This is a genomic window from Chloracidobacterium validum (genome assembly GCF_018304825.1).
In the GTDB taxonomy this organism is placed as follows: domain Bacteria; phylum Acidobacteriota; class Blastocatellia; order Chloracidobacteriales; family Chloracidobacteriaceae; genus Chloracidobacterium; species Chloracidobacterium validum.
Genome location: NZ_CP072649.1, coordinates 180,146 through 195,004, shown reverse-complemented (window position 1 = coordinate 195,004; position 14,859 = coordinate 180,146). Strand labels below are relative to the sequence as shown.

General features: G+C 61.7%; 15 protein-coding genes. 9 read left to right on the top strand and 6 right to left on the bottom strand.

The window, feature by feature from the left end; all coding sequences use genetic code 11:
* The first annotated feature begins 54 nt into the window (after positions 1-54).
* The 6 genes from J8C06_RS11950 (at position 55) to sufU (ending at position 5,973) form a co-directional block, all read left to right on the top strand.
* Positions 55-537 (top strand): RrF2 family transcriptional regulator, encoded by a 483-nt coding sequence (locus J8C06_RS11950; protein WP_211430385.1) that lies wholly within the window; start codon positions 55-57, stop codon positions 535-537.
* 85 nt (positions 538-622) lie between these two features.
* Positions 623-2,059, top strand: coding sequence for a Fe-S cluster assembly protein SufB (sufB, locus tag J8C06_RS11945; RefSeq protein ID WP_211430384.1), 1,437 nt, complete (start codon positions 623-625; stop codon positions 2,057-2,059).
* 66 nt (positions 2,060-2,125) lie between these two features.
* Positions 2,126-2,899, top strand: a complete 774-nt coding sequence (gene sufC / locus J8C06_RS11940; RefSeq protein WP_211430383.1) for a Fe-S cluster assembly ATPase SufC — start codon at positions 2,126-2,128, stop codon at positions 2,897-2,899.
* Positions 2,900-2,904: 5 nt separating this feature from the next.
* Positions 2,905-4,257, top strand: a complete 1,353-nt coding sequence (sufD, locus tag J8C06_RS11935) for a Fe-S cluster assembly protein SufD (protein ID WP_211430382.1) — start codon at positions 2,905-2,907, stop codon at positions 4,255-4,257.
* Entirely contained in the window at positions 4,254-5,507 is a 1,254-nt protein-coding gene (locus J8C06_RS11930; RefSeq protein WP_211430381.1) for a cysteine desulfurase, read from the top strand. Before sufD ends, J8C06_RS11930 begins: the two co-directional genes overlap by 4 nt.
* Before the next feature lie 16 nt (positions 5,508-5,523).
* The gene (sufU, locus tag J8C06_RS11925; protein WP_211430380.1) at positions 5,524-5,973 is read left to right on the top strand and encodes a Fe-S cluster assembly sulfur transfer protein SufU; all 450 of its coding nucleotides are present in this window, start codon (positions 5,524-5,526) and stop codon (positions 5,971-5,973) included.
* Here sufU and J8C06_RS11920 read toward each other — a convergent pair.
* The 4 genes from J8C06_RS11920 to J8C06_RS11905 all read right to left on the bottom strand — a co-directional run bounded on the left by J8C06_RS11920 (position 5,962) and on the right by J8C06_RS11905 (position 10,795).
* Positions 5,962-7,074 carry a serine hydrolase domain-containing protein gene (locus J8C06_RS11920; protein ID WP_211430379.1) on the bottom strand — a complete coding sequence of 371 codons (1,113 nt, stop codon included), beginning with the start codon at positions 7,072-7,074 and terminating at the stop codon, positions 5,962-5,964. The genes sufU and J8C06_RS11920 overlap by 12 nt on opposite strands.
* Positions 7,075-7,084: 10 nt before the next feature.
* Positions 7,085-8,395, bottom strand: coding sequence for a lytic transglycosylase domain-containing protein (locus tag J8C06_RS11915; protein WP_211430378.1), 1,311 nt, complete (start codon positions 8,393-8,395; stop codon positions 7,085-7,087).
* A gap of 164 nt (positions 8,396-8,559) precedes the next feature.
* On the bottom strand, positions 8,560-9,198 hold the full coding sequence (locus J8C06_RS11910; RefSeq protein ID WP_211430377.1) for a class I SAM-dependent methyltransferase: 639 nt from the start codon (positions 9,196-9,198) through the stop codon (positions 8,560-8,562).
* Positions 9,167-10,795, bottom strand: a complete 1,629-nt coding sequence (locus J8C06_RS11905; RefSeq protein WP_211430376.1) for a DEAD/DEAH box helicase — start codon at positions 10,793-10,795, stop codon at positions 9,167-9,169. Before J8C06_RS11905 ends, J8C06_RS11910 begins: the two co-directional genes overlap by 32 nt.
* A gap of 119 nt (positions 10,796-10,914) precedes the next feature.
* On the opposite strand from J8C06_RS11905, the gene J8C06_RS11900 reads away from it, so the two are divergent.
* The 3 genes from J8C06_RS11900 to J8C06_RS11890 all read left to right on the top strand — a co-directional run bounded on the left by J8C06_RS11900 (position 10,915) and on the right by J8C06_RS11890 (position 12,933).
* On the top strand, positions 10,915-11,205 hold the full coding sequence (locus J8C06_RS11900) for a hypothetical protein (protein WP_211430375.1): 291 nt from the start codon (positions 10,915-10,917) through the stop codon (positions 11,203-11,205).
* 126 nt (positions 11,206-11,331) lie between these two features.
* Positions 11,332-11,805, top strand: a complete 474-nt coding sequence (locus tag J8C06_RS11895; protein WP_211430374.1) for a hypothetical protein — start codon at positions 11,332-11,334, stop codon at positions 11,803-11,805.
* Between the two features lie 6 nt (positions 11,806-11,811).
* A complete protein-coding gene (locus J8C06_RS11890; protein WP_211430373.1) occupies positions 11,812-12,933 on the top strand; it encodes a DUF3810 domain-containing protein in 1,122 nt (373 codons plus the stop codon).
* A 7-nt stretch (positions 12,934-12,940) separates the two neighbouring features.
* Here the strand turns inward: J8C06_RS11890 and J8C06_RS11885 are convergent, their stop codons facing one another.
* Both J8C06_RS11885 and J8C06_RS11880 read right to left on the bottom strand, forming a co-directional pair.
* Positions 12,941-14,113, bottom strand: a complete 1,173-nt coding sequence (locus J8C06_RS11885; protein ID WP_246602149.1) for a 5-(carboxyamino)imidazole ribonucleotide synthase — start codon at positions 14,111-14,113, stop codon at positions 12,941-12,943.
* Positions 14,110-14,739, bottom strand: coding sequence for a metallophosphatase domain-containing protein (locus J8C06_RS11880; RefSeq protein WP_246602148.1), 630 nt, complete (start codon positions 14,737-14,739; stop codon positions 14,110-14,112). The genes J8C06_RS11885 and J8C06_RS11880 overlap by 4 nt, the downstream gene beginning before the upstream one ends.
* Between the last annotated feature and the right edge of the window lie 120 nt (positions 14,740-14,859).

The window sequence follows — 14,859 nt, the reverse complement described above, 5'->3', positions numbered from 1 at the left end:
CAATGGAATTTTAGCCGGGGGCGCCCCGCTAGCGAGGATGTAAGTTTCACACCGATGCGAATCACGGCGCAAGAAGAATATGGTCTCCGCTGCCTCATCCAGCTTGCGCGCCAAGCCGATGGACAAGGCTTGACGCTCAAGCAAATTGGCGAGCGTGAAGGCATCTCGACGGCCAACGCCGGGAAAATCCTCTGGCTGTTGAGCAATGCCGGTATCGTCAAGTCGGCGCGCGGTATCAAAGGTGGGTACATGCTCGCCCGCCCAGCCACCCAAATTACGGTCAGTGAAGTCATCGGCGTTTTTGAAAACGCTGACCTGGAAGAGCACTGTAAAAACTTCTCCGGTATTCAGGAAGTCTGCGTCCACAACGCCGATTGTGGCATCCGTCCCGTGCTACAGATTCTCAATGAGACCGTCAAACAAGTCCTCAGCCGGATTACCCTGGCCCAACTCATCCACCATGAGTGCGAAGTCGGCGAACGCTTGCTCCAACTTCAGCGCACCGCCCGACCGACAACGGCCGCGATGTCAGCGTGAAGTCGAGCCGCGAGCAACCGCCGCCACCCCGCCGTGGGTCATGTTGATGCGTCTCAACCGATATGTTTAGGAAGGAACCCGAGTCATGAGCGCCATTGCCACCGCCCTTGCCACGCAGGAATACAAATATGGATTTACAACCGACATCGAGTCGGATGTCGCCCCGCGTGGCTTGAATGAAGACACCATTCGCCTGATTTCTTCAAAGAAGGAAGAACCCGACTTCATGCTGGAGTTCCGCCTCAAGGCTTACCGGCAGTGGTTGAAGATGACGGAACCGACCTGGCAAAACGTCAAGTACCCACCGATTGACTATCAAGACATCATTTACTACTCCGCGCCCAAGCCAAAGAAAAAGCTCAACAGCCTCGACGAAGTGGACCCGGAGCTTCTCGAAACCTTTGAGAAGCTTGGTATTCCACTGCATGAGCAAAAGCTCCTGGCCAATGTCGCGGTGGATGCCATCTTCGACAGCGTTTCGGTGGCGACGACCTACAAGGAAAAACTGCGCGAGCATGGCGTCATTTTCTGTTCGTTCTCCGAGGCCGTGAAGGAGCACCCGGAACTCGTGCGCAAGTACCTCGGCACGGTGGTTCCGATTACCGACAACTACTTCGCGGCGCTCAACTCGGCGGTCTTCAGCGATGGCTCGTTTGTTTTCGTGCCGAAGGGTGTCCGGTGCCCCATGGAACTGTCGAGCTACTTCCGCATCAACAACGCCGAATCAGGACAGTTTGAGCGCACGCTCATCATTTGCGAGGAAGGCGCATCGGTGTCCTACCTGGAAGGCTGCACCGCGCCGAAGTTCGACAAAAACCAGCTCCATGCGGCCGTCGTCGAACTCATCGCGCTCGATGACGCCGACATCAAGTATTCGACCGTCCAGAACTGGTACGCCGGCGATGAGGAAGGCCGCGGCGGCATCTACAACTTCGTCACCAAGCGCGGCAAATGCCTGGGACGCAACTCGAAGATTTCCTGGACACAGGTCGAAACCGGCTCGGCCATCACCTGGAAGTACCCAAGCTGCGTACTCATCGGCGACAACTCGGTTGGCGAGTTCTACTCCGTGGCGCTGACCAACCACCGGCAGCAGGCGGATACCGGCACGAAGATGATCCACATCGGCAAAAATACCCGGTCGCGCATCGTGTCGAAGGGTATCTCAGCCGGCAAGTCCAACAACAGCTACCGCGGACTGGTCAAGATCATGGCGAGCGCGGAGCATGCCCGCAACTACACGCAGTGCGACTCCATGCTCATCGGGCACGACTGCGGCGCCAATACCTTCCCCTACATCGAAGTCCAAAACAACACGGCCAACATCGAGCACGAAGCCACGACTTCAAAAATCAGCGAGGAACAGGTGTTTTACTTCATGCAGCGCGGCATTCCGCAGGAAGACGCCATTTCGATGATCATCAGCGGCTTTTGCAAGGAAGTCATCCGCGAGCTGCCGATGGAGTTCGCCGTCGAAGCCCAGCGCCTCCTCGGCATGAAGCTGGAGAACTCAGTCGGATAAGCCCCGGCTTCGCTCACCCGACCCGGACCAAGTCCCAGTCATTCAGAAAACGATAAGGAACCCACCATGCTGGAAATCAAAAACCTCCATGCGGTCATCGAAGACCGCCCCATCCTACGGGGCGTCAACCTCACGGTCAACGCCGGCGAGATTCACGCCATCATGGGACCAAACGGCTCAGGCAAAAGCACCCTGTCCAAAGTTCTGGCCGGTCATCCCGATTACACCGTTACGCAGGGCGAAGTCACCTACTTTGGCAAGAATCTGCTTGAGCTTGAACCCGACGAGCGGGCGCGGGAAGGCGTGTTCCTGGCATTTCAGTACCCGATTGAGATTCCCGGCGTCAGCAACGCGACGTTTTTGCGCGCGGCCTATAACCAACTCCGCAAGCATCGTGGCGAGGAAGAACTTGACCCGCTCGAGTTCGACGACCTGCTCCAGGAAAAAATCAAAATTGTCGAAATGGATAAATCCTTCATTGACCGCTCGGTCAACGAGGGCTTTTCGGGCGGCGAAAAAAAGCGCAACGAAATTCTCCAAATGGCAATTCTCGAACCAAAACTGGCCGTGCTCGACGAAACCGACTCCGGGCTGGACATTGACGCCCTGCGCATCGTGGCGAACGGCGTCAACCGGCTCCACACCGCTGACAATGCCATTCTGCTCGTGACGCACTATCAGCGGCTGCTTGACTACATCCAGCCGGACTTCGTCCACGTGCTGCTCAACGGGCGCATCGTCAAGTCGGGCGGCAAGGACTTGGCCCTCGAACTCGAACAGCGCGGCTATGACTGGATTCGGGAAGAAGTCGAAGCCAAGGCCGCCGGCGTGGGAGCGTGACGGTCATGAAAGCAGAAACCGCCCGGTCAGCGGGCCAGCCAAACCACACCGCGCCCAATCCGTTTGCGGCGGCCTTTGCCGCCCTCGCCCCACAGCGCGAGCAGTCACCAGACCGCGACCTCCAGACGGAAGCCTTTGCCGCCTTCGAGCGGCTGGGTATCCCAACCGTCAAGGAGGAAGCCTGGCGCTATACCAACCTGGCCCCGCTGACCAAACAAGCCTTTCACTTGGCGACGGCGGAGGGACTGGAGGTCGTCACCTTACGGCAGGCGATCCCTTTCTTCGAGGAATCAGCCGCGGCGCGGCTGGTGTTCGTCAATGGCTGCTTTCAACCGGCGCTCTCCGATGTCAGCGCGCTGCCAGGCGGCATTGAGGTCAAGCCGGTGGATGCCACGGCTTCCTTTGCACCGGTGGAAGATTCGCCTTTCCGCGCTCTGAACATAGCCTTTTCGCGTGAAGGCGTCCTGGTTCGCATCCCGCGGGGCAAAGCCGTTGCGCCACCGATTGGCCTGTTTTTCGTCACGGCCCCGACCCGCGGCTACGCCATGACGCACCCGCGCGTCCTGATTGAACTCGACGAAGCTGCCATCGCTACGGTGGTCGAACTCCACACCGTGCTGTGTGACGAGGAAGGCCGGTTCGGGGAACACCCCTACCTGACCAACGCCGTGACGGATGTTCACCTTGGGCAGGGCGCGAACCTGACCCATATCAAGCTTCAGACCGAAGGATCGCAGGCTTACCACGTGGCAGCACTGCGGGCGACCATCGGACGCGGCGCGGCCTTCAGCAGCCACGCCCATGCCCTGGGCGGCATTCTTTCCCGGCAGGATATTTACGCCACCTTCACCGATGAAGGCGGGGAGTGCCGACTCTACGGCCTACAGGCCATTGCCGGCCGCCAACTGGCCGATACGCACATTGTCGTTGACCACGCGGTGCCAGACTGTGTAAGCGAGGTTCTCTACAAAGGCGTGTTTGACGGCCAGGCCCACGGCGTCTTTGACGGGCGGGTGCTCGTTCGCCAGGGGGCGCAGCGCACCAACGCGGTGACGACCAACAAGAACCTGTTGCTCTCCACCACGGCGCGCGCTGACACCAAGCCACAGCTTGAAATTTTTGCCGATGATGTCAAGTGCGGACACGGCGCCACGGTCGGGCAACTCAATCAAGATGAACTATTTTACCTACTCAGCCGCGGATTGACCCCGGCTGAGGCCCGGCGGCTCCTGATGTTTGGGTTTGCCCGTGAAGTCAGTGAAAAACTTCCCGTCCCCTCGCTCAAGGTTCGGCTCGATGGCGCCCTTGCGGCACGGGTTGAACCATCCCAGCCGCCCCACGGAGGTCTTGCCCAATGACAGCTCAAGCGGTTTTAGCCACGCCTGCGACGCTCGATGCGGTCGCGCTGAGGTCGGACTTTCCAACCCTTCGGCGCACCATCAACGGCCATCCGCTGGTCTATCTCGACAGTGCGGCAACCAGCCAAAAGCCACAGGTCGTGATTGACCGCATGAATCAGTTTTATGCGGAAGAATACTCGACCGTCCGGCGCAGCATTCACCTGTTGTCCGCCAAAGCGACTCAGGCTTATGAAGGAACGCGCCGCACCGTGGCGCAGTTTCTCAATGCGCCGGAAACGCGCCAGATTATCTTCACCAAAGGCACAACCGAGGGCATCAACTTGGTGGCGCACGGCTATGGACGCAAGTTCATCGGCGCGGGCGACGAAATCATCATTTCCGCCACTGAACACCACGCTAACATCGTTCCGTGGCAGATGCTGTGTGAGGAAAAGGGAGCACATCTGCGCGTCATCCCGGTGGACGACCGGGGCGAACTGATTTTGGAAGCCTACGAGCAGATGCTGACCGAACGAACCAAGTTGGTGGCGATCGGTCACATCTCCAACGCGCTCGGTACAATCCATCCGGTAGAAGACATCATCCGGCTGGCCCATGCCCACGGCGTTCCGGTTCTAGTGGACGGCGCACAGGCGGCCCCGCACATGCCCGTGGATGTGCAGGCGCTGGATTGTGATTTCTATGTCTTTTCGGGCCACAAGGCCTGTGGTCCAACCGGCATTGGCGTGCTCTATGGCAAGGTGGAACTCCTCGAACGAATGAACCCATTTCTGGGTGGCGGCGACATGATCGAGACGGTCACATTTGAAAAGACGACCTATGCGCCACTTCCTCACAAGTTCGAGGCCGGCACACCGGCCATTGCCGAAGTGATTGGTCTTGGCGCAGCACTTGACTACCTGCGCGGCATCGGACTCGAAGCCATCGCCACCTATGAGCATCAACTGCTCGAACAAGCCACGGCGCGACTGTCGTCCATTCCCGGCGTGCGCATCATCGGGACAGCGCAGCGGAAGGCAGCCATCGTGTCGTTCACGGTGGACGGCATCCACCCCCACGACATCGGCACCCTGCTGGACCAGGAAGGCATTGCCATTCGCGCCGGGCATCACTGCGCCCAGCCGGTCATGGCGCGCTATGGCGTGCCGGCCACGGCGCGGGCCTCGTTCGCGTTCTACAACCTGCCGTCGGAGGTTGAAGCGCTCGGCGTGGCCATCGAAAAAACCATTGCCGTCTTTGCCCTGTAAGACAACCCAACGAACCATGAGCAACACCAGTCTCTACGGCGAACAGATCATCTATCTGAGCAAGCATCCGAAGAATTTCCGGCCCATCGAGAATGCGCACTACTTATGCGAAGGAGCAAACCCACTGTGCGGCGACCGGGTGACGGTTTACGTCAATGTTGGCGCGGATGACACGCTCGAAGATGTCGCCTTTCAAGGCAGCGGGTGCGCCATCTGCATGGCGTCGGCCTCGATGATGACGACCAGTCTGAAAGGAAAAAAACGGGCGGAAGCCGAACAACTTTTCGATGAGTTTCACCGGCTGGTCAAAGGCGAACTCGATCCGCAGCGCGAAGCGCATCACCTTGGCAAGCTGACCATGTTTGAAAACGTCAGCCACTATCCGGTGCGCGTCAAATGCGCCAGCCTGCCCTGGCATGCCCTGCACAACGCGCTCAACCACCAGTCGGCGGCGTCAACCGAGTAACCGCCCCAGGGCGCGCAGCGAACCAAACGGATACAGGCCAAAAGCGCGCCCATCGTCATCCAGCAGCACGGTCACATCGGAAGGCTTGTTTGGTAGCGGCACGGCCACGGCCAGGCGGTCCGGTGCCGCCCGCACCAGCGGCAACGCCGTCCCCTGGCGCTCCAGGTAGAGCGTGTCGCCCCGACTCGCGATCCGCAGCCGCCGCGGGCCGTTGACGTACTCACCAACGTAGCGTTCGTGGTCCTCGCGCGGCAGGCGCGTCAGCCTGGTTTCCGTGGCCGGGCGTTGACCAAACCAGGCGGCTTCGAGCCGGTCGAGCGTGTGGCGCAGCCGATGCGGCCAGCTTTTGGTCAGGACGGCATAGCCCCAGCCTTGTTCCGGCACGAGACACACCACGCCTGCGCTGTCGTCAATGAACCCTTCATGCTCAACCAGTCGCACCTCCCCGCGCTGGCGCCGAAAACAACCCAGCCCGGCCGCGAGTCCGGGACGGCTTGGCACGTTGACCGTCGTTGCCAGAAGCGCCGCGAGCTGGGCTGGCGACCGCAGGAGACCGCCGAGCAACTGGGCAACGTCCTGTCCCGTTGCCGTCAGTCCCCCGGCCGCGGCCCATGGACTTCGATCAAAGCGGGCCTGAGACATGCCATACGGCGCAAAAACGAGACGCCAAACTAGGTCGGCCAACGGTTCACCGGTCTGCTGCTCAAGCCACGCGCCAAGGAGGGCAAAACCAAGGTTGGTATAGGAAAACACCCGGTCTGGCGGGAAAAGGCAAGCGTCCACGGACGGCGCAACGTCCAAGCTCCCCGACTGGAGGGTATCCGGGAGTCCGGCCGTGTGGGTTAGCAAGTGGCGGAGCGTGACCGGGCCGGACGGAAGGATGCGGTCGGCGAGCGTCAACTGGCCCTGGCACCGCAGAACGTCCACCGTCAGCGCAGTCACGAGCTTGGCGATGGAACCTAGCTGAAACCGAACTTGGGAAGCATCCGGCAGCCCAATGGTCCGACTTTGCAGCCGGCCATCCGCTGTCACCAGGCCCACCCAGGCCCCAGCTCCGGGTGGAAGGGACGCTGGAAAAACATCGGGGATGAGCCACGTCATCGAGACCGGGCTAGGGACGCTTCCGGCGGGCCAGGCGGGTTTGGACGGTTCCCTTCGACTGTGGCGTGGCCTGTAGCGCCACGAGCGCCGTCTGCACGCCTGACCGCAGCCCTGGCGGCACGCGCAGGCGGTAGTTCGCCGGGACGGTGTAGGTAAGTAGTTCCGGGTTATAGCTGCGCAGGACTTCCGGCGTCACACCGGCTTGAGAGGCCACGGCGCGCAGGTCCACAGCAGCCGTGATCGGCAAGACATCGTAGCGGAGCGGGGCCTCACGTGGGATATTGTGAAAGCCGTAGAGTTCGGGATGCTTGGCGATCAGGATCATCGAAAGAATGATGGGCACGTAGTTTTGCGTCTCGCGCGGGAGCAAGCCCTGTCGCTGGAGCGACCAAAAATCCTGGTAGCGGCTGCGCGCCAACGCTCGCTCAACATTTCCTTCCCCACAGTTGTATGCCGCCATCGCCAGCAGCCAGTCACCATTGAAGCGCCGGTTGAGCCACTTGAGGTAGCGGGCGGCCGCGCGGGTCGGCTGCTCGATCCCCCCCCGCTCGTCAATCCAGGCGTTTTGCGTCAGGCCGAAACGCGCGCCCGTCGAGGGAATGAACTGCCAAATGCCGTAGGCGGCCGCCGGCGAAAGCGCTCCCGGACTCCAACCGGATTCCGCCTGCGCCAGCCAGACCAGGTCCTGCGGGACGCCTTCCTCAGCAAAGATTCGGCGCGCGATGTCAAGGTAGCGGCCGCTGCGCCGCAACCCATTGGCAATGGTGGCGCGGCCGCCGCCGCGGGTGAAGTAGGCCAGAAACCGCCGCACTTCGGGCGTTGCCGCAACGGCGGTGAAGTCCAGCTCGCCGCGCACTTCAACCTCGGCAATGTCGGCGTCCGCGACCACCACATCGCGCAGCAGGTCAAGCGGTGAAGGCGTGAAGCGCTGCTCGCCCCAACCCACCTCGGTCTGCTGCATTTGCAAATCGTAGTAACGAATCCGCTCGATCAACTGGCGGTAATAGGCGTTGAGCGCCGGATGCGCCCGCGCGCCGGTCTGGGATTCAAGCAGGACATCCACGGCCAGATTGAAGTATTCCCGCGCTGATTCTGAGCGATTCGCGTCAAAGGCCCGCGCGCCCAGGACGAAGTAGTTTTCAGCCCGTTCCGTCAGGCCACGCACCCACTCCGGTGGTGGCTCATCGCCGGGCAGGTCAAGTTTTGGAAATACCAGGTCGCGGGGTGGCGCCGGTGGCAGTGACGTTTCCTGCGCGATTGCCATGCCGGTCAGGAGCGTCAAACCAACCCACCAGGCCCCCAAAAACTGCCAAAGCTTCATACCGGTTACCTTTGCAAACTACCTTCCGCTTGATCGGCGAGCGCCCGGCCTCTGGCGCGCGCCACCTGGGACTTCCCGGCCCATCGGGCCGACCCGTTACACCACTCGCAGGCTATACGGTTCAGCCGTCGTGACGCAAGCCAGGACTGGAAAAGGCGGCCAAACTACAGCGTATCTTCCAGGCCGCGTCCAGCTTTGACGGCTTCGAGCGTCACCTGGATGTCGCGGGCGCGAATGACAAAACTCAGGTACTCTTCCCAGACTTTACGAAATATCCGCCAGCGCGGATGCCGATTGATGGCATTGACCAGGCACGCCACGCCAAGGAGCCGCCAGAGCCGCAGGAATGTCACCTCGACGCGGTGAATCCGAAAGCCACCGCCGGCGTAGTGCGCGGCTGGATGGTCAGCGGCAAAGTAGTCGAAGCTGTAGGTGCTGAAGTGCCACCGATGGGTGGGGTCACTCCAGGAACCAAGCGACGAGTAATGCGGGGTCACGATGTGGAGCCGCGCCCCCGGCGCGGCAATCCGGTGGAGTTCGGACAGAAAATCGGGCACCGACGCGACATGCTCGATGACATGCCGCGCGTAAATTTCGTCGAAGGTGTCTGCCGGAAATGGGTAAGGACGGACATCGAGGTCATGGACGACATCCACCCCAGGCAAGGCGATGCGGTCCAATCCAATCGCGCCCGGCTGCTTGCGCGTCCCGCATCCGACATCGAGTTTCTGAGCCTCGCGCCGGCGAGGCGCCTGCTGCGTCGCCGCCATGTCAATCTTCAACTGGTGGACGGCGGATGGCATAAATCGCGGCCCGCGCTTGTTCGGCCAGCTTCGGATGGGAGGCCGACAGTCCCGCTAACTGCCCTAACAGATCGGAGGTGCGCAGCAGGAGCCGCGCAATGTCGCCTTCGACCGCTTCCGTCAGAGAGAGCAGGGTTTCCCACGCACATTGCCCATCCGCCCACGTCCACAGCAAGCGGCCGGCGTCATAGTCAATGGTCATCGCGCAGTAGTTGGCGTAACGCGCTTGCACATCGGCAATCGCATAGGCAATGCCGCGCACTTTCTTGAGCGGACGGAGGTACTCAGCCCGGCTGTCACCATGAAGCGGAAACTCCCGGTCCTCAGCGGCAATAGCCCCACACAGGGCGGCAAGGTGACGTGGACTCTCAACATCAAAGATAGAAGCGCGGATCAATTCACCAATAAAGACAGTGTTGTCCACGCGCAACTGCGCCGCCCACCGCCCATCGGCCGTGGGACGCCAGTCCTGGTCAAGGTAGCCGTAGTGTTGCAGCACGGCGACGCAGTTTTGGAAACGCCACCACAGTCCATTCTCAATCTCGGAGAATCGTTGGGCCAGTTGCTCATAGGACCGCTGCGTTTCCTCTAGCTCGGCCGCGCGGGGTCCGCAGTTCGTTACGTGTGGGCAGGTGAAGCACGCGAAGTTGGCGGCTTCGGCTTCGAGCCGCTCAACGGTGGCCACGGCAGCGGCATAATCGGCGCGGATGGCCGGGTCGTCCAGGTCAAGGTGGCGCTTGGCGCTCTGCCAGCGGCGAAGCTGTTTGCGCGCGGCAGCCACCTCACGCGAAACCGGGCGATAGGCGGCAAAGGTTCGCGCGCGATCACCAGCCGGACATACTTCCGCATCGGCGGCGCAAATGGCTTTGAGTTCATCGAGGCGGGGACGCAGGCGGTCGGCCAGCTTACGGTTTTGAAAGTGCCGAAAGCTGCGTTCGATCAAGCTTCGTGCTGCCTGCGGCGACATCTGCTGAAGGAGGTTGAGCGCCATGGTGTAGTTGGCGTCAAAGGCGCTTTCGACCGGTTCTGGCGGGCTGAGCAGCTTTTCCGCCACAACGTGCATATCCTGAAACGGGCCCGGCACGAAAACGGCAAAGCCGACCCGGTCACGGCCGCGGCGACCGGCGCGACCTGTCATTTGGGCCAACTCAAAGGCCTTGATGTCACGATGACCGTCATCTGAGCGTTGACTCGAAGCCGTAATCACGACCGACCGCGCCGGCATATCAATACCGGCCGCGAGCGTCGAGGTCGCAAAGACCGCGCGCAGCGCACCGGCCGACATGGCCCGCTCAACCACATGCTTCCACGCCGGCAACTGTCCGGCATGGTGGGCGGCAATACCTTTGCGCAAGAGCAATGAAAACTGCCGATGCTGTTCGACGTAACCCGCCTCATCAGGATACTCCGCAACGATACTCGCAATGCGCCGCTGCTGGTCGCTGGACAAATCTGGCAGGCGCATCCGGCGGAAGCTATCCACCGCCTCATCGCATCCCCGGCGACTGGGGAGGAAAATGATGGCTGGCGTGAGATCGTACTGAAGCAAAGTTTCCAGAACGTCGGGAAATGAAGCTGGTTCAAACGGAAGACGCACGTTCCCCCCACCATCATCCAGGTCAACTCACGGCCAGCGTGTCATCGCGTACAGTGTGGCCGAAGTGTTCCAGTCAAGAGTGCAACCGCGACTTTACCCTAACTCACGAGGGAACGGCGATGGAAATCCTGAAGTTGCAGAACCCTGACATTCAACACAACTGCACGGTCAAGAAGGTGGACGACAAAGGCAAGGAAAGCCTGTGCAATGGGCACCTGCGCGAATGGTTGACGCCACCCGACAACCTGCGCGCGCAGTTGGGCGCTGGCGAAACCTATTATCGCTGCCGCCGGTGCGGCGCGGTCTATCGTGGAACGATTCGGCGCCACCTGCGGGGCGTCAAAGTTGCCAACCGCGAGCTGGTGGCGCAACCCGCCCTTCCGACCCAGTTTCCACTTACAAAAGCGTAGGCTGAACGCGAGGGTTGCTCGGTCCAAGCGACGCCTCGCCATTGGCCATCCGAGCCATGCTATGTTGCGCGCCACATCCACCGTCTTGAATCCACCACTTGAATCCACAGCCCCGAGGTCCCTGCCGTGAGCAAGCACAAATACAAAGAAGAAAAGCCCAGAGAAGAAAAACTCAAGGACAAACGCAAAGACTCAGCGCCTACCATTTTTGAGAATGTTGTCGAGCAGGCGACCGAGCGGTGGGAGCAGCTCGTCCACAACCCACAGTTTGCGGCGGCCCTGGCGACCGCGCTCGAACAGCCGATGAACCTCGCCAATCGCGTTCAGGAACTGGTCGGCGCGAGCCTGCGGACGATGAACATCCTGACGCGCGACGATTACAAAAAACTCAGTCGTCAACTCGACGAAATTGCCGGTCAACTCGAACACTTGAGCGAGCGGCTCGAAGAAATCTCCGAGCGACTGCCAGCGGCGGCCGCCCCGACCGCGGCCGCGGCTGGACGGCGTGCGGCGAGCAGCGGAACGACGCCGCGCAAGGCGTCGCGTTCGCGCAAAAAAGCCGACGGCACCGCTGATTCAGATTCCGACACGACGACCTAGACTTCCTTGCTGCGACGGCTATCGGCCACAACGTGGAGCCTGTGGCTGCTTGCTGGGCTGGTGAGCGGCAGCGCCTATGGTCTGCGCGTCCTCGCCGACCATGCCCCGCGTCTGGTCGAAACCGTCTATGCCGGGTGGGTGTATCCGGCACTCGCGGCCTGGGTGGCGCTGCCCGGCCGGCTCGTTCCGTTCTCGCTGGCCGAGGCGGTGCTGGGGATGCTGTTGGCGGGCAGCCTTGGGCTGGGCGCCTGGGCAGCCTGGCATGGGCGGCGGCAACGTCCACGGCTCGGCATCCTGCTTGGGCGCGGCGTGCCGGTTGCCATCATCTGCCTGGGACTGGGCGCGCATCTCTTCCTGCTGTTGTTCGGCTATCACTACGCCCGAACGGCCGTCCCAAACACCTTCGGCCTGACGCCCCCGCCGCCCGACCCGGTGGCGCTCGAGCAGTTTGCGCGAACCTGCGTCGAGCAGGCCAATGCCGAACTCGCCGCCGCCGCGCCGCCGCTGGATGCCGAAAACGGCAGCCGCCTCCCAATGTCGCTTGCCGAACTGACCGACTTGCTCGACGCCAGTTTCCGCCGATGCCCGGAACTGGCTCACCTGGCGCACATCCAGTTTGCGCCACCCAAAGCGCCCTGGTCATCCGGGCTTATGGCGCGCGCCGGTATCTCCGGCATATTCATTCCCTTCACCGGCGAGCCGCACTACGACCGCTACCAACCGGCCAGCAGCCTGCCTTTCACCGTGGCGCACGAAATGGCGCACCAGCGCGGATTTGCTTTTGAAAGTGAAGCCAATTTCGTTGCCACCATCGTGTGCCTTCGGGCCGAGCACCCCTACATACGATACAGCGGCTGGGCCGGCGCGGCGCGCTATGCCTTGCGCGACCTGGCCCGCGCGCCGGCCCGCTACCAGGCCGTGGCGGCGCTGGCTGGCGACGGCTTGCGGACGGACTGGAGAGCGCAGGGACGCTACTGGTCGCGCTATGCGTCGGGCCGCCTGGCCCGGGTCTCGATGCGCCTCAATCACGCCTACCTTCAGGCGAATGGCGTGTCATCGGGCGTTGCCAACTATGGTGAAGTGACCGGCTGGCTACTGGCCTGGCAAGCCGCCGGAAAACTCAACTGACGCGCCCTCAAATGGCGATGGCGCGGGCGGCACGCAGTGCGCGTTCACGGGTCTCCCCCAGGTCCTCGCCCAGCGCCGTGACGTGTCCCATTTTGCGCCCTGGACGTGCCAGCTTCTTGCCGTAGAAGTGTACCGTCACGCCAGGCACGGCCAGCGCGGACTCCAGCCCGATCGGCTGCGCAGGGGCGTCGAAGCCACTCAACAAGTTGACCATCACCGCCACGGGCGAACGCATGCGCGGTGATCCCAGCGGCAAGTTCAATCCGGCCCGAATGTGGTTTTCAAACTGCGAGGTCTCGCAGGCTTCGATGGTGTAGTGGCCTGAGTTGTGCGGACGCGGGGCAATTTCATTGATGAGCACCTCGCCGTCATTGAGCAGAAACAGCTCGATGCCAAAGACCCCCACGCCTGCAATGGCTTCAAGCACCTGCCGCGCCAGCGCCGCGACGCTCCTGGCTGTCGCTTCGGAAACGCTCGCCGGAGCGAGTACTGTGTGGCACACCTGTGCGTGCTGGATGGTTTCCACGACCGGGTAAATCACTTCTTCGCCGCGCTGATTGCGCGCGGCCATCACGGCCAACTCCTTGGTGAAGGGCACGAATTCCTCAACCATCAACGGACTGCCGCGCCGGAGTAGCTTCTCAAAAGCCGGGGCAATGTCGGCCGCGCCGCGGATTAGCTCGTTGCCGTAGCCGTCGTAGCCATTCGTGCGACACTTGAGCACCAGGGGCAACCCGAACTGACGGCTCACGGCCAGCACTTCCTCTGGCGAGGCCACCGCGGCAAAGCGCGGCACGGGCAGTCCGGCCTGCGCCAGCGCGGTTTTTTGCGAAAACTTGTCCTGAACCAGCGCAATGGTCTGCGCCGAGGGAATGACGCGGGTTTTGCCGGTGGCTTCGAGATGGCGCAAGATGTCGGGCGCGATGAACTCGTTTTCAAGCAGCACGACATCTGCATAGTCAGCGACGGCATCCAGCAGCGCGGGCGCGGACCAATCCCCCACGAACTGCTCGGACGCGACCAACCGTGCCGGACTGTCATCGGTGGGACGCGCGACAATGCCAACCTCACCGCCCAGCCGGTAGGCGGCATAGGCCGACATCCGCGCTAACTGCCCACCACCAAGAATGGCCACCCGCTGCGTCATGGCGCGCTCACTGCTGCCGTTTTTTGCCTTCAAACGTCGAGATCAACGACCACCGGCCGGTTGACGATGCGGTAGCGCAGGCTGCACAGGGCCGCGTTGACAAACTCCGTCGCGCCCTGGCGCATCCGCCCATAGGCTTCGTGGATATGACCAAACACATGCAGGCGGGGCGCAATCCGGTCAACCACCGCGCGCAACTCCCCACAGCCAACGCGCCACCCAAACTGGGTCCGGTCGAGAATGTCGTAGGGCGGGGTGTGCGTAATCAGCACATCTGTATCTTCAGGAATCAAGTCCCACTTTTCGCGCAGGGCTGCTTTCTTCCACAGATTGAAGGCGCCATTCATGAACCAGGGTTGCCAGGGACTCCCGTAGATTTTGAGTCCGCAGGCAACGGCGGACGCATCAACCAAGTGGACAGCATGCTTGAGCAGCGTTTCGGGAGCGGCTCCATTTTCCTGCGCGCAGTGATCATGATTTCCGGCGACGACGAACTTGTGCGGATGTGGCTGCCGGTGCAGAAAAGCATCAAACAGACGTAGCTCATCGAGCGTGCCGCGCCGGGTGAAGTCGCCGGCGTGGATGAGAATATCGCCCTCTGGCACGTCAAAGTCATGGTTGCCGTGGGTGTCGCTAATCACGACGATGCGAATGGACATATCCTGTACCTCACGTCGAAGCTGCCAACCGACGACGGATGACAGTCGGATATATAGCCACAATAGCGCACTGGCAGCCAATGTTTCGCTTTTTTCAGCTATGGAGGCGTTCCGCCTGAC

Coding starts and splice junctions, on each gene's coding strand:
- J8C06_RS11950 (WP_211430385.1), top strand. CDS start 55: ATGCGAATCACGGCGCAAGAAGAATATGGTCTCCGCTGCCTCATCCAG.
- sufB (WP_211430384.1), top strand. CDS start 623: ATGAGCGCCATTGCCACCGCCCTTGCCACGCAGGAATACAAATATGGA.
- sufC (WP_211430383.1), top strand. CDS start 2,126: ATGCTGGAAATCAAAAACCTCCATGCGGTCATCGAAGACCGCCCCATC.
- sufD (WP_211430382.1), top strand. CDS start 2,905: ATGAAAGCAGAAACCGCCCGGTCAGCGGGCCAGCCAAACCACACCGCG.
- J8C06_RS11930 (WP_211430381.1), top strand. CDS start 4,254: ATGACAGCTCAAGCGGTTTTAGCCACGCCTGCGACGCTCGATGCGGTC.
- sufU (WP_211430380.1), top strand. CDS start 5,524: ATGAGCAACACCAGTCTCTACGGCGAACAGATCATCTATCTGAGCAAG.
- J8C06_RS11920 (WP_211430379.1), bottom strand. CDS start 7,074: ATGACGTGGCTCATCCCCGATGTTTTTCCAGCGTCCCTTCCACCCGGA.
- J8C06_RS11915 (WP_211430378.1), bottom strand. CDS start 8,395: ATGAAGCTTTGGCAGTTTTTGGGGGCCTGGTGGGTTGGTTTGACGCTC.
- J8C06_RS11910 (WP_211430377.1), bottom strand. CDS start 9,198: ATGCCATCCGCCGTCCACCAGTTGAAGATTGACATGGCGGCGACGCAG.
- J8C06_RS11900 (WP_211430375.1), top strand. CDS start 10,915: ATGGAAATCCTGAAGTTGCAGAACCCTGACATTCAACACAACTGCACG.
- J8C06_RS11880 (WP_246602148.1), bottom strand. CDS start 14,739: ATGTCCATTCGCATCGTCGTGATTAGCGACACCCACGGCAACCATGAC.